Annotated in this window: 11 protein-coding genes; 1 reads left to right on the top strand and 10 read right to left on the bottom strand. The window is 71.4% G+C overall.

Features of this window, described 5'->3' with window-relative positions; all coding sequences use genetic code 11:
* Nucleotides 1-19 precede the first annotated feature (19 nt).
* From IRY44_RS03325 to IRY44_RS03300, 6 genes are all read right to left on the bottom strand, one after another.
* Nucleotides 20-1,474, bottom strand: coding sequence for an argininosuccinate lyase (locus tag IRY44_RS03325; protein ID WP_194798991.1), 1,455 nt, complete (start codon nucleotides 1,472-1,474; stop codon nucleotides 20-22).
* A gap of 41 nt (nucleotides 1,475-1,515) precedes the next feature.
* Nucleotides 1,516-2,337: a creatininase family protein gene (locus tag IRY44_RS03320; RefSeq protein WP_194798990.1), complete on the bottom strand. Its 822-nt coding sequence runs from the start codon at nucleotides 2,335-2,337 to the stop codon at nucleotides 1,516-1,518.
* Entirely contained in the window at nucleotides 2,325-4,073 is a 1,749-nt protein-coding gene (locus IRY44_RS03315) for an iron ABC transporter permease (protein WP_194798989.1), read from the bottom strand. The genes IRY44_RS03320 and IRY44_RS03315 overlap by 13 nt, the downstream gene beginning before the upstream one ends.
* The gene (locus IRY44_RS03310; RefSeq protein WP_194798988.1) at nucleotides 4,070-5,143 is read right to left on the bottom strand and encodes an ABC transporter ATP-binding protein; all 1,074 of its coding nucleotides are present in this window, start codon (nucleotides 5,141-5,143) and stop codon (nucleotides 4,070-4,072) included. The genes IRY44_RS03315 and IRY44_RS03310 overlap by 4 nt, the downstream gene beginning before the upstream one ends.
* Before the next feature lie 61 nt (nucleotides 5,144-5,204).
* Complete coding sequence (locus IRY44_RS03305; protein ID WP_194798987.1) at nucleotides 5,205-6,257, bottom strand: extracellular solute-binding protein; 1,053 nt, start codon at nucleotides 6,255-6,257, stop codon at nucleotides 5,205-5,207.
* Between the two features lie 205 nt (nucleotides 6,258-6,462).
* Nucleotides 6,463-7,611, bottom strand: a complete 1,149-nt coding sequence (locus IRY44_RS03300) for an ROK family transcriptional regulator (protein ID WP_194798986.1) — start codon at nucleotides 7,609-7,611, stop codon at nucleotides 6,463-6,465.
* Nucleotides 7,612-8,135: 524 nt separating this feature from the next.
* On the opposite strand from IRY44_RS03300, the gene IRY44_RS03295 reads away from it, so the two are divergent.
* Nucleotides 8,136-10,853, top strand: coding sequence for a sugar-binding protein (locus IRY44_RS03295; RefSeq protein WP_194798985.1), 2,718 nt, complete (start codon nucleotides 8,136-8,138; stop codon nucleotides 10,851-10,853).
* A 94-nt stretch (nucleotides 10,854-10,947) separates the two neighbouring features.
* Here IRY44_RS03295 and IRY44_RS03290 read toward each other — a convergent pair whose 3' ends face one another.
* The 4 genes from IRY44_RS03290 to IRY44_RS03275 all read right to left on the bottom strand — a co-directional run bounded on the left by IRY44_RS03290 (nucleotide 10,948) and on the right by IRY44_RS03275 (nucleotide 14,486).
* Entirely contained in the window at nucleotides 10,948-11,526 is a 579-nt protein-coding gene (locus tag IRY44_RS03290) for a VanZ family protein (protein ID WP_269697200.1), read from the bottom strand.
* An 83-nt stretch (nucleotides 11,527-11,609) separates the two neighbouring features.
* Entirely contained in the window at nucleotides 11,610-12,911 is a 1,302-nt protein-coding gene (locus tag IRY44_RS03285; RefSeq protein ID WP_228531437.1) for an MFS transporter, read from the bottom strand.
* A complete protein-coding gene (locus IRY44_RS03280) occupies nucleotides 12,908-14,173 on the bottom strand; it encodes a KamA family radical SAM protein (protein ID WP_228531436.1) in 1,266 nt (421 codons plus the stop codon). The genes IRY44_RS03285 and IRY44_RS03280 overlap by 4 nt, the downstream gene beginning before the upstream one ends.
* Nucleotides 14,174-14,273: 100 nt before the next feature.
* Complete coding sequence (locus IRY44_RS03275; RefSeq protein ID WP_135240728.1) at nucleotides 14,274-14,486, bottom strand: MbtH family NRPS accessory protein; 213 nt, start codon at nucleotides 14,484-14,486, stop codon at nucleotides 14,274-14,276.
* Nucleotides 14,487-14,576 lie beyond the last annotated feature (90 nt).

Here is a 14,576-nt window from a genome sequence, read left to right as displayed (position 1 = left end):
AGCTGCGTCTGCCGCCCCGTCACGGGCCTACCCTCGCCGCGACCGCCTCGGCGAGAGCCGCGTCGGCACGGGTCAGCCGCTCGCGCAACGCCTGCGCCCGCTCCTGCACCGCGTCGAGCATTGTAGACAGTCGTCCGACCTGGTCCCGGACGGCCGCCTCGCCGGGGCCGTCGGCCTGGGCGCGGCGCAGCACGAGTTCGGGGCGGACCGCGGCGGCCAGCAGGTCCCGTACCGCGGCGTCGTCGAGCGCCAGGCCGAGGTCGGCGGCGGTGGACCGGACCAGTTCCTCGGTCCAGGTCGCCGGCGCGCCGCCGCGGACCAGCCGGCCGAGCAGCGAGTGGGCGCCCCGGAACGGCACGCCGTGGCGGGCCAGCGCGTCGGCCGCCGCGGTGGTGGTGGCGCCGGAGGCGACGATCTCCTCGCCGGACGGCGGGCGCTGCGGATCCAGCTTCTCGATCAGGCCACCGAGCAGGGAGAAGAAGCGGTACGCCCGGTCGTCGCCCTCCCAGAGCCGGGACTGCACGTCGGTGGTGGCGTTGTTCGAGTCCTCCCACCAGGCGGCGCCCACGTTGTTGAGCACGCTCGCCGCGTCGGCCGCGGCGGCGCCGGCCATCGAGACGAGGTGTTCCAGCACCACCGGGTTGCGCTTCTGCGGCATGATGCTGCTGCCCTGGGTGAACTCGCCGGGCGTGACCACCCAGCCCCAGCTCAGCCAGTCCATCAGGGTGCGGGCGAGCCGGGCGCCGGTGGCGAGCGCCTGCGCGTTGAGCGTGGCGACCCGGACCAGGTGGTCGGCGCCGGCCACCGCCTCGTACGAGTTGACGATGAGCTGGTCGAAGCCGAGCAGGTCGGCCAGCCGGCGCGGCGAGATGTCCAGGTCGGTGCCGGCGAAGGCGCAGGAGCCCAGCGGCGAGCGGTTCATCTCGTCCAGCAGGCCGGCGTACGCGGCGGCCTCGCCGGCGAGCGCCTCGGCGTAGCCGGCGAAGACGTGCCCGATGCTTGTCGGCTGGGCCGGGCGGCGGTGCGTGTAGCCGGTGATCACCACGTCGGCGTGCCGGTCCGCGCGGTCCAGCACGGTACGGCCGGTGGCCAGCAGGGCGTCGAGCACCTGGAGCAACTGGTCACGCAGCACCATCCGGAAGACGCCGGCGTCGAGGTCGTTGCGGCTGCGCGCGAGCTGCACGCTGAGCTGCGACACCTCGATGCCGGCCGCGGCGGCGAGGCGCTTCTCCAGCGTGTAGTAGACGTCCTCGACGCTGCCGTCGTACTCCAGTTCCTCGGGCCGGTCACCGGTGAGGGTGACCAGGCCGCGCAGCATCGTCGCGGCGGCCTCGTCGGAGATCAGTCCCTGCTCGGCGAGCATGACGACGTGGGCCTTGCTGGCCGTGACCATCGCCGGGTAGAGGTTGGCGACGTGGTGGTCGAACACGACGCGCAGGTGGTGCTGTTGGTAGACGGTCAGTGACGGGCTCATGGAGGCCTCCCGAGGTGGTGCGTGGTCCTGGGGCGTGACTGTCATCCGGTCGGCTGGTCGGGCCGGTCGGCGCCGGGCGGCCCCGGCAGCGGCGCGGCGAGCCACGCCCCGACCAGCTCGCGCAGGCGGGCGCCGGCGGTGGCGCGGATCCGGCCGCCGGCCTCCTCACCTGCCAGCGAGACGTGGCCCGACCAGCCCTGCCAGGGGTCGGGGCGCGACTCCACCAGCACGTACGGGTACGGGGTGGGCAGTTTCGGCTTGGGCGGCAGGTCCGGCGCCGCGTCCAGGCGTACCGCGGCCGGGTCGAAGCCGAGCACCGCGGAACTCTCGTACGCGCCGCCGTGTCCCCGGGCCGGCAGCTCACCGAACATCTCGGTGGTCTCGTCCGGGCCGACGAGCTGGAACCAGTTCACCAGCATCATGCTGGCCCGGTGCCGGCCGGACACCCACTCCATCGCCGCGCGGACGGTGGACATGTTGGCGTCGTGCCCGTTGACCACGAGCACCCGGGTGAAGCCCGCCTCGACGATGCCGGCGAGCACGTCGGCGAGGTAGCCGACGGCGATCTCCGGCCGCAGCGCCACGGTGCCCGGCCACGGGCGGGTCTGGCCCGGGCAGGCGGCGTACGGCGTGGCCGGGAACAGCACCGCCCGGGCGGACCCGGTGGCCAGTTCCCCGGCGAAGCCCTCGGCCAGGATCAGGTCGGTTCCGATCGGCAGATGCGGACCGTGCCACTCGACCGCGCCGACCGGCAGCACCGCCAGGTCGGCCGCCTCGGTCACGGCGGCGAACGCGTGCCCGGGTACCCGGGTGACCGGGAGCAGCCCTCCCCCGGTCCGCCACCGCTCGATCAGTTCGTCCACTGCTCGGCCCTCCGGGTCGCGGTGCGGCTGCTCTCCAGCCGCCCGGAGAACCACATCACCACGAAGATGAGCAGCACCTGGAGCATGCCGTAGGCGGCCGCGGTGCCCAGCTCGAAGCTGTACATGCGGTTGTTGATGGCCACCGAGATCGGCACCGTCGACGAGGTGTAGATCAGCACCGAGGCGACGAACTCGCCGACGCCGTGCACGAACGCCAGCAGCGCGCCGGCGAGCACACCGGGCAGCATCAGCCGCACGGTGATCGTGTAGAAGGCGCGCAACCAGGAGGCGCCCAGGTTGCGGGCGGCGTCCTCCAGCGACGGGTCGATCAGCGCCAGCGTCGCCGAGCTGGACCGGAACACGATCGGCAGGAACCGCACGAAGTAGGCGAGCGGCAGGATCCAGAACGTGCCGACCAGCACCTGCCCGAAGCTGAACGCGTTGCCGGTGCTGAACGCCGAGATCAGGTTGATCGCCACGACCGTGCCGGGCAGCGCCCAGGCGATCATCACGGCCACGTCGAGCAGGCCGCGTCCGACGAACGTGAGCCGCCGCACCGCGTACGCGATGAGCACGCCGATCACCACACAGCCGACGACCGCCAGCAGGCTCATCTGCACCGAGTTCAGGATCGGCTCGAACGCCTTGGGGTCGGTGAAGATGGTGACGAAGTTCTCGAACGTGTACGTCGGCGGCAGCACCTCGGTGGTCCAGGACCGGTCCTCGGAGAACGCGACGAGCGCGATCGCGCCGACCGGGGCGAGCAGCACCAGCGTGGCCAGCACCGAGGCGAGCGGGGCGAGCCAGCGGCCGATCGGGTTGGTGATCTCCCGCCGGACCGCCGAGACACCCTTGGACTGCGACTGGTAGTTGCGCCGCCCCTCGTACCAGCGCATGGCCAGCAGGAAGATGATCGACACGATGCCGAGCACGGAGGCGTACGCCGAGGCCATCGGCAGGTCGCCGTTGGTGCGGTTGATGTAGATCTGCATCGTCATGGTCTGGCTGACGTTGAACAGCAGTGGCGCGGTGTAGGACGCCAGCGACGTCATGAAGACCAGCAGCGACGCCGAGATCAGCGCGGGGGTGAGCATCGGCAGCAGAACGGTGCGCCACACGCGTACCCGGCCCGCGCCGAGGTTGTACGCCGCCTCCTCGACCGACGGGTCCATCCCGGCCAGCGCCGCGGAGGCGGCCAGGTAGAAGAACGGATACATGGTGAACGTGTGCACCACGAGCACACCGGCGATGCCGTCGAAGGCCAGGACCGGCTTGTCGGTACCGAGCAGCGCCTGGAGGCCACGCGGCACGATGCCGATGTTGCTGTAGAGAAGCTGGAAGGACACGGCGCCGATCAGCGGCGGCAGGGCCGCCGGCACCAGGATGAACGCCTCGATGAGCCGCCGGCCGCGGAAGTGGAACCGCTTGAGCAGGAAGGCCATCGCCACGCCGACGATGCCGCAGAGCAGCACGCTCGCCGCGGAGATGAACAGCGAGGTGAACAGCGACTCGCGGGCCACCCCGGAGGAGGAGAGGAACTGGAGGTAGTTGTCGGTGCCGTTGGCGCTGACGCTCTCCCGGAAGGTGGCGAACATCGGCTGCACGACGAAGCCCCACAGCACCAGGACCAGCGGCAGCACCAGCAGGTAGGGGAACCACCGGGAGTTCGCCCCGCCGGCTAGGCGCCGGCCGAGGGCCGCCGCCCAGCCGGGGGCGGTCGGCGTCGCCGCGGTCACGGCTTGACCACCCAGAGCCGCTCCGGTACGAGCCGCAGGCCCACGACGTCGCCGAGCGCCATCCCGGCGGGCGCGTCGACCAGGGCGGCCATCACCTCGTCGCCGTCGACGTCGACGGTGACGTGGGTGGCCATGCCGGTGAACTCGACGTGGCTGACCCGGCCGCGCATGGCCGCCGTGTCGTCGTCGCCGCCGAGCGCGATGTGCTCGGGGCGGGCGGAGACCAGGGCGGTGTCGCCCTCGGTGAGCCCGTGTCCGGTGGGAGCACCCACCTCGATCGTGGCGCCGCCGGGCAGGCGTACCTGGACGCGCTGCTCCGTCGCGCCGGTCACCGGCAGGCTCAGCACGTTGCTGCGTCCGATGAACCGGGCCACGAACGCGTTCGCGGGCTGGTAGTAGACCTCGTGCGGGGTGCCGACCTGCTGGACCCGGCCGGACTCCATGACCGCGATCCGGTCCGACATCGCCATCGCCTCGGCCTGGTCGTGCGTGACGTAGATCGAGGTGGTGCCGCTCTCCCGCTGGATGCGCCGGATCTCGGCGCGGGTCTCCTCGCGCAGCTTCGCGTCGAGGTTCGACAGCGGCTCGTCGAGCAGCATGGTGCGGGGACGGATCACCAGGGCCCGCGCCAGCGCGACGCGCTGCTGCTGGCCGCCGGAGAGCGCGTCGATGCGCCGGTCACCGTACCCGGCGAGGTGCACCTGCTCGAGCGCCTCGGTGACCCGGCGGGCCTGGTCGGCGCGGGAGACCCGGCGGACCTTGAGCCCGTACGCGACGTTCTGCGCCACCGTCATGTGCGGGAACAGCGCGTAGTTCTGGAACACCATGCCGGTGTCCCGCTTGTTCGGCGTCCAGTGGGTGACGTCGTCGTCGCCGAAGTGGATGTGACCGGAGGTCGGGAAGTAGAAGCCGGCCACCATGCGCAGCGTCGTCGTCTTGCCACAACCGCTCGGCCCGAGCAGCGTGAAGAACTCGCCGGCCCCGATGGTGACGGTGACGTCATCGACCGCCGCGGAGTCGCTCGACTTGGCGAAGCGCTTACTGACCGCCGTCAGTCGGACATCGATCATTTCGTGGGTCCTTCCAGGACGAAGCCGGGCCGTGCCGGAGCACGGCCCGGTTCCGAGCGTCTTAGCCCTTGCCCTTGATCTGGGCGTTCCAGTGGGTGATCCAGGCGGTCTCGTTCTTGCCGATCACGTCCCAGTCGACGTCCATCGGCTTGAGGTCGAGCTTGGTCAGCCACTCGGGCTTCTCGGCGATCTCGACGGCGGGGATCTGGAAGTAGTCCTTTGCGAGGCTGGCCCGCAGCGAGTCGTCGAACAGGAACTCGAGGAACTTCTTCGCGCCCTCGCTGTTGCCGCCCTTGACCGCGGCCACACCGTCGACGAGCACCGGCGCGCCGGAGGCCGGCATCACGTAGCCGAACGGCATCTTCTCGTTGGCCTGCAGCAGGATGTCCTGGAGGTTCCAGGCACTGACCACGCCCTGCTCACGCGACATCTTCAGGTAGAGGTCGCTGGGGTTGGCGGCGTACTCGACGGTGTTGGCGTCGAGCTTGCGCAGCCAGTCGTAGCCGGGCTGCGGGTTGGATCCGTCGGCCGTGTAGCGCTGGATCATCGAGGCGTAGATCGAGCGCATGGTGCCGGAGGCGGCCACGTCCCGGATGATGATCTTGTCTTTCCACTTCGGGTCGATCAGGTCGTCCCAGTCCTTCGGCGCGGTCTCCGGGGTCAGCGCCTTGTTGTTGTACATGATGACCTCGGGCAGCAGGATCTCGCCGAACCAGCGGCCCTCGGCGTCCTTGTACCGCGCGTCGATCTTCGAGGCGAACGACGGCTGCCAGGACTCCAGCAGGCCCTCGGACGCGCCGGCGGCGAGGCCCTGCTGGGTGCCGCCCCACCAGACGGACGCCTGCGGGTTGGCCTTCTCGGCGCGGACCCGCTCGAGCACCTCCTGGGCGCCCATGTTGAGCACCTCGACCTTGCCCTTGTACTCGGGGTTCTTGTTAGTGAACTGCTCGACGACGTAGTCGGTGACCGACTTGTCGCGGGCGCTGTAGATGACGACCTTCTCGGCGGACGCGGAGCCGGAGGAGCCGGTGTCCTTGTCGTCGTCGCTGCTGCCGCATGCGCTGACGGCCAGCAGCGCGCTGAACGCGACGGCCAGGGCCAAACGACGTTTCATTGGTACCTCCACTGTGCGGGGGAACTATCGGAAGCGGGAAGGAAGATCAGCGCGTCGCGCCCGGACCGGGGCGCGACGCATCGCGCCGCGACCTGTCGTCGGTGGGTACGACGCGGGTCGCCGCGACGGCGTTCGGTGAGGTGGGTGGTGGGTCGGGGTGGTGGGTGCCGGGGTCGGGGTCGGGGGTCGTCGGGGCCGGGTTCGGTCAGGGAAGCGAGGGGCGGGGCACCGCTGCCGAGAGCGCGTAGCTGATCGCTCCGTGCAGCACTGCCTGGTCGCCGAGGGTGGCCCGGCGTACCTCGGTGGGAGCCGGGGTCCGGGCCGAGACGAGGGTCTGGAGCTGGTCGAGGGCCGCGTCGTCGAGTTCGGCGGCGGCGCCGCTGAGCAGCACCAGCCCCGGATCGACGACGCAGGCGCAGGAGAGGATGAGCCCGGCCCAGGCGCCGAGGACCTCGTCGAGGTAGTCGCGGGCCGGCGCGGAGGTCGCGGCGAGCCGGCTCAGCTCCCGTACCGGTGACTCGGGCCGGCGGCCCGGGTTGAGCGCGACGACCCGCTCCGCGATGGCGTTCACCGACCACCGGGCCTCGAACTCGCCGACGCCGCTGTAGGGGCGCTCGGCCGCGCCGCCCAGCGGCAGGAAGCCGACCTCGCCGGCGGCTCCGCTGGCGCCGCGGCGGACCTTGCCGTCGAGCACGAGGCCGGCGCCGATGCCGTCGGCGACGTGGATCAGCAGCAGGTTCGCCACGTCCGCGCCGGCGCCGGCGACACACTCGCCGGCGGCCATGAGGTTGACGTCGTTGTCGACGACCACGGGTACGCCGAGCCGCCGTTGCACGGATTCGCCGATCGGCCACGCCTCGACCAGTCCGACCGACGGCGCGAGGCGTACCGCGCCGTTGCTGGACACGCCGGGCACCGCGATGGCGACGCCGCGCAGCGAGGGCAGATTGTCGCCGACCAGGTCGAGGACGAACTCGCAGACGGTCTCCACCACGTTCGCGCCGAGCCGCGCGACGCGGTGCGCGATGACCGCGCCCTCGCTGTCGGCGATCTCGCAGCTGATCCGGGGTGGCTCCAGTGACACCGCCGCGACGAGCTCGGCGCGGGGGTTGAACTCGAGCATCTCCCGGGGCCGGCCGGTGGTGGGCGCGCCGGGCCCGCGTTCGATGAGGTAGCCCTCGGCGACGAGTTCCCGCACGAGCGCGGTCACAGTGGCCGCCGAGAGGCCGGTCATCTCGGCCAGGTCGACTCGGGACAGCCGCCGGGCCTGCCGGGCGGCCAAGATCACCGAGAGACGCTTGATCTCACGGGACCGCTCACGGCTGACCGGGCTGGTCGGGGCTTTGTCAGGCACACTTTCTTCCTAGTGAGAAAAAATTCTGCCGTCAAGTAACGAGATGATCTCGGTCCGCCGACCAGGGAAAATTCTGCGACCGACAAGCCGGTCGGGCCGGGGCCAGCCCGACATGATGCGCAAAACCGAGCCCTACGGTCCACATTGGGGTCCCAAAACCGGACATAGCCTGTCCACAGGTCATGGCCGACCCCCCGATGATCGCCCTGAGCAGGCACGATCGTTTATTCGGATAAGGAAGAAAGTCGTCCGGAGCTATTGACGACGCCTCCGCAAGATCCCTAGGTTACGGCCCGAAGGCCTTCCGGTGGACCGACGTCGCCACCGTGCGTACCACTCACCCCGTGACGGTGCGCGAGCACCACCATCCCGTTGTCGAGCACCACGACCCCCGAGGACCTCACGGTCCTCTGTGGACAGCTGTCTGCAACACGGCCCGGCACGAGCCACCGTGTCAGCCGGCCCGTGCCGGGCCGACCGTCCCCAGCCGCAGCACTCTCGCTTCGAGACGAAGAGGTATGCCCATGAGATGGCGCACCAGCGCAGCGATCGCCATGTGCGGTCTGCTGTCGTTGGGCCTGGCCACTCCGGCCCAGGCCAACCCCCAGCAAGCAGCACCGAAGCCCCAGGCCAAGAAGTCCGACAAGCCGGTCGACCTGGACATCATGTTCATCGGCGCCCACCCGGACGACGAGGCCGGCCAGCTCGGCATGCTCGGATACTGGAACGAGTATCACGGCATGAAGGCCGGCGTCATCACCACCACCCGCGGTGAGGGCGGCGGCAACGCCACCGGCCTCGAGGAGGGCCCGGAGCTCGGCATCCTGCGGGAGGCCGAGGAGCGCAAGGCCGTCGGCTGGGCCGGCGTCGAGCACATCTACAACCTGGACGCGCTGGACTTCTGGTACACCGCCAGCGCTCCCCTGACCGAGGAGGTCTGGGGTCACCAGGAGACGCTGTCCCGGATCGTGCGGGTCCTGCGGACCACCAAGCCCGAGGTCATCCTCACGATGAACCCCTCGGCGACGCAGGGCAACCACGGCAACCACCAGAAGGCGGCCATGCTGGCGGTGGAGGCCTTCTACGCGGCGGCCGACCCGAAGGCGTTCCCGGAGCAGATCAAGAAGGAAGGGCTCAAGCCCTGGCGGGTCTCCCGCATCTTCCAGACCGGCGGCAGCGGCACCACCGGCACCAACGGCCCCGCCTGCGAGACCACGTTCACGCCGGCCGAGGCCAGCAACGTCATCTTCGGCACCTGGCAGGGCTACGAGTCGGCGCGCCACGACGGCAACCGGTGGAACACGGTCCAGACCTGGGCCCGCCGGGAGTACGTGTCGCAGGGCTGGGGCAACAGCTCCTTCCCGTCGACCGACCCGAACGCCATCGGCTGCAACCGGCTGACGCTGATCGACACCCGCACGCCGTACCCGGACCCGAACGTGGGCGCCGGCACCGGTGCGCTCCAGGGCGCCACCCTGCGCGCTCCGGGCGGCCTGCCGCTGGGCACCGAGGTCCACGTGCGTCCGCGCACCTGGGAGGCCGTCGGCGGCCAGCCCATCAAGGTGGACACCGTCCTGTACGCCGAGAAGGCAGTTCCGGGGGCCAAGGTCACCCTGAGCGTCCCGGCCGGCTGGACGGTCAGCGGCAACGGCAACGTCGGCACGCTGACCCCGGGCAAGGAGGTCGTGAAGACCTTCACCGTCACCCCGCCCGCGCAGGTCGAGGTGGGCACCCGCTTCAAGCTCGACGCCACGCTGACCAGCAAGAAGGACGGCAGCGGCACCAGCAGCGCCCGGGTTCAGGGCACCGCGCCGGTGCGCGGCACCCTGGAGCCGCTGGAGGAGATCGCCGACTTCCGCGCGTGGACCGTGCGGAACAAGACCCAGCAGCTCGACGCTCTCATCGAGTCCCTGCTGAACATCCCCAGCGGGGGCACCCGCAGCGTCAAGGTCAACCTGACCAACCACGGCACCCGGGTCGAGTCCGGCGCGGTCAAGCTGAACGTCCCCGCCGGCTTCTCGGTGGCCGAGCAGCAGGTGCCGTACAGCGGCCTCCAGCCGGGCGCCAGCACCTCGGTGACGTTCACCGTCTCCAACACCGACACGTCACTGCCGACGGCCAACCGCGCCCCGGACAACGGCGCCTACCGGGTGCAGATCGAGACCAGCTACACCGGTGGCAGCGCGAGCGAGCCGGGTGCGTTCAACCTGGTCCCGGTCACCACGATCCCGAAGGCCGCCACCGCGCCGACGGTGGACGGCCACGGTCACGACCACGAGTACACCGGCGAGGTCATCGACATCTCCACCCGCTGGGAGGGCACCGCCGCCCCGGCGTCGGACATCTCCGGCACCGCCCAGCTCACCCACACCGATGACGCCCTGTACGCCATCTTCAACATCACCGATGACGTGCTCGGCACCGTCCTGCCGCCGGAGGACTGCAAGCGTCCGCGGCGTAACGACAACATCGAGTTCGGCATCGACCCGCGCGGCAACTCGGCGAACACCTCCACGGTGTTCAACATGGCGCTCTTCCCGGCCACGAACGACCCGGCCAACGGAAACCCGCCGTGCTTCGCCCGGGAGCGGGACAACCACCAGGGCGGCCCGGAGACCGCTCCGGGTGTGGAGATCGCCTCCGTGGTGACCAGCCCGTACACGGGGTACCGGATCGAGGTCAAGATCCCGTTCAGCGTGCTGCCGGACACCATCGACCCGAACCGGATGGGCCTGAACATCCTGGTCAACGACTCGGACACGCAGGACCTCAGCTCGCAGACCCGGGTCGGCTGGTCGACCTGGAGCGGCGTACGGGCCGACCCGTGGCGCTGGGGCAACGCGACGCTGCCGGACCTGGCGGCCAAGCCGTCGGCGCCGAAGGCTCCGATCATGCCCGACACCGCGGCGCTGAGCGTCGACTCGCCGCAGACCCTGCTGCAGTCCGTCTCGGACGGGGTTGCGCCGGGTGGTTACGCCAAGCTGGCGGACAACACCGTGAAGATCAAGAAGGTCACCCGCACCGCGAGCAAGGTGTCCGTGCAGCTCCAGGTGAAGAAGGCCGGCACCGCCCGGGCCTTCCTCTGGGACGGCACCCGGGTCGTGGCGGAGGCCAAGGCCGAGTTGCGTAAGGACGGCACCCTCGTCCTGCCGCTGAGCGGGTCGCTTCCGGCCGGCACCTCGCTGCTCGTCTCGTACGAGCACGGCGGCGCCACCACCGCTGCGGCCAAGAAGATCTGCTGAGCGGACGATGATCGCGTCGACCTGACGCACGCGACGGGCCGGGCCGGCAGGTCCGGCCCGTCGTGCGTCCCGGGCGGTCCGGGCCGCGGCCCGCTCAGCGAACCGGTGCCGGGCCGGTCGCGACCGGTGACGACTCGGCCGGTGCACGCCACCAGCGGCGCGACGCCAGCGCGGCCAGGCCGGCGCCGGCGGTGTTGAGCAGGACGTCGTCCACTGAGGACACCCGGTCCAGCCGCAGGGCGTACTGCGCGACCTCGACCAGGACCGAGCAGCCGGCCGCGAGCACCAGGATCCGCGACACCGACGCCAGCGCCGCGAACCGCAGCGGGCCGAAGAACCCGAGCGCCGCGAACACCAGCAGGTTGCCGACGATCTGGACCGTCACGGTCAGCGGCCCGCCCGCGAGGACGGTGAGCAGGTCCCGCAGCGGCACCAGGCGCACCCGGCCGGGGACCACACCGGCGCCGTCGCCCGGCAACATGATCATCCAGACCCACGGCACGGTCCCGTAGACGATGCCCACCTCGGCCAGCGACCGCCGCCACGCCGGACCGCCGCCGCCACGCCGGCGGGCCAGGACCCACACCAGCAGCGCGGCCGCCGGCAACGCGGCCACCGTGAGCAGCACGACCCCGTTGATCGTGCCGAACCAGCCGTGCCACCCCTCGATCACGCCGCCCCCACCTCCGTCCGGCCGACGGCCGTCCGGAGCCATCCTGCCTCCCGGCGGGCCGCCGGCCGCGGTCGCCTGCTCGGTTACGGCGATTCCTGCGTGTTCATCGACCGGATCCCACTGCTCAGCGTCGCGGTCACCGCCGAGACCGCGACGAGACCGGCGAAGACCAGCATGGTCACGGCCACCGGGAACCGGGCCAGCAGCAACCCGGCCAGACCCGGGGCGAGGGCGGCGGCCGAGGTGGCGGCCAGGAAGATCACGCTGACCACCCGGCCCTGCAACCGGTCCGGAGTGATCGCCGCCTGGTAGCCGAAGAGCACCGCGTTGGCTGTCGGCGCGAGGAACACCGCAGCCGCCAGCGGCACCGCGGCGAGCACGCTCGACGGCACCAGCGCGCTCGCCGCCATCAGGACGGTGGTGGCCCAGCACAGCACGATCACCAGGGTCGGCAGCCGCAGCCAGCGCTGGACCGCCGGCGCGGCCAGCGCGCCGAGGAACCCGCCCAGACCGAAGATCGTGCTGGCCAGGCCGACCACCACCGAGGCGGTGCCGGCCCGCTCCAGGGCCACGATGATCGTGAATATCATGCCGGTGAAGGCCATGTTCAGCGGCGCCGCGATCACCAGCAGCGCCCGGAGGAACGGATTGGCCAGCACGAACCGGATGCCCTCGGCCATCGCCGCGCCGCCGGACTGCGGCGCCTGCTCGGTGCGGGGCTGCTCCATCGGCCGGCGGATGAGCAGCACCGCCAGCAGCGAGAGCAGATAGGACGCGGCGTTGCCGACGAACGGCAGGGACCGGCCGAGCCCGTAGAGCAGGCCACCGAGCGGCGGCCCGGCGAGCTGGGTTCCGTAGGAGCGGGCCTCGTTGCGCGCGACAGCGGTGGTGAGCTGCTCGGCGGGCACCAGGTTGCGGACCGCCGCGTGTTCCGCGGTGCCGAAGACCGCGTTGGCCGCGGCGCCGACCACGGTGACCACGATGATCATCGGCAGGCCGGCCACCCCGGCGAGCACCGCGCCGGCCAGCCCCAGGTACGCCACCAGCCGTACCACGTCGCAGACGATGAGCAGCGTACGGCGGGAGAACCGGTCGGCCACGACGCCGGCGGGCAGCCGGCAGGCCAGCGTGGTGAGCAGCCCCAGGCTGCCGACCAGACCGGCCTGCGCGGCCGAACCGGTGAGGAAGAGCACCAGCAGCGGCATCGCCAGGTTCGACATCGCCGCGCCGAGGTCGGACAGGCACTGGCTGATCCAGAGCAGGTTGAAGTCGCGGTTGCGCCAGAGGCTGACCGGGCGCTCCGGCCCGGTCACCGGCGGATCGGTGACGGTCGGCATCTGTTCCTCGTCGGTCGCGGTCAGGGTCGGTTCGGTGGCGGCGGTCATGCCGGCCACCAGGAGCCGGGAGCGGGGCGCAGGTCGTCGAACCACTCGGCCGCCGGGTCGTGCCGGGCGAAGAACTGCCGGCCGACGTGGGCCGCGTCGCGGGCCTGGAGCATACGCAGGCTGAACATCTCGGTCCCACCGACGCGCACGACGCCGTCCACGAGCACCTTGCCCGGGGCGGCCGACATGACCGGCCCCCGGGCCGTCCGCGCCAGCCCGGACACCGACCGGACGGCGTCGGTGTAGATCTGCCAGGCCCGGGTCAGCGGCAGGCTGAAGTAGCTGCGGGCGCCGGTGTCGCGTTCCACGAACATGTAGTACGGGACGACGCCCAGCTCCACCAGGCGCTGCCACATCGTGGCCCAGTCCCCGGCCCGGTCGTTGACGTGCGCGATCAGCGGCGCCTGTGCCCGGATCACCGCGCCGGTGGCCCGGATCCGGGCGATCGCCCGGCGGACCTCGCCGGTGGCCAGTTCCCGGGGGTGGGAGAAGTGGGCCATCACCGCGACGTGCCGGCCGGCGGCCGTGATCCGCTCGAAGAGACGCAGCAGGTCGTCGGCGTCCGGGTCGGTGGTGAACCGGGCCGGCCAGTACGACAGCGCCTTGGTGCCGAACCGCAGCGTGCGGATGTGGTCGAGGGCCGGGTCCAGCAGGGGCGACACCCAGCGCTCCAGCACCGCCGCGCTCATGATCATCGGGTCGCCGCCGGTGAACAGGACGTCGGTGACACCCCGGCTGTCCTCCAGGTACGCGACCACGTCGCCGACGTCCGAGGCGGCCTGCCGGATCTCGGCGTTGCCGACGAACTGCGCCCAGCGGAAGCAGTAGCCGCAGTAGGAGTGGCAGGTCTGCCCCTGGGACGGGAAGACCAGCACCGTCTCGGCGTACTTGTGCTGCACGCCGAGCAGCCGGCGTCCCCGGTGGGTCGGCACGTTCGCCTCGAGCTGGGCGCCCGGGTTCGGGTTGAGCCGGGCGTGGGCGTCGCGGGCCGCCTTGCGGATCACACCCGGCTCGGCGGCGGACAGGTGCAGCGCCGACAGGTGGTCGAAGATCTCCGGCGGCAGCATGTCCCGGTGCGGGAACGTGAGCCGGAAGATGGGGTCGTCCGGGACGGCGGACCAGTCGATGAGCTCGTCCACGACGTACTGATTGACCTTGAACGGCAGCACCGAGGAGACGACCCGCAGGTCGTGCAGGTATTCCTCGGGCATGCCACGCGCGCCGGCGAGCCGCGCCAGACGTTCGTGGGAGTAGACCTTCATCACCGTCGCCTCGTTGTCAGCGGGATGGGACAGGGGTGGCCGCCGGACGGCGGCCGGGCCGGGGCGGATCCGTGCGGACCCGCCCCGGCCGGTGGGCGGTTCAGCCCTGCGCGGCGGCCATCCGCTCGCGCAGGCTCTTGGGACGCATGTCGGTCCACACCTCGTCGATGTGGGCGAGGCAGTCCGCGCGGTTGCCCTCGAAGCCGGTGGCGGTCCAGCCCGCCGGGAGTTCGCGGTCGGCGAACCAGATCGAGTACTGCTCCTCGTGGTTCATCACGACGCGGTAGGTGCGGTCATCGTCGTCGACGGCCATCGCCGTTCTCCTTCTCGTTCGGTTCCTCGGTTGGGACGGATCCCGGCCGGGCGGCCGGGGGGTGTGCGGCGCGGGCCCGGACGGCCCGCG

The organism is Micromonospora sp. ANENR4, assembly GCF_015354395.1.
GTDB lineage: Bacteria > Actinomycetota > Actinomycetes > Mycobacteriales > Micromonosporaceae > Micromonospora > Micromonospora aurantiaca.
This window is presented reverse-complemented; position numbering and strand designations above follow the sequence as displayed.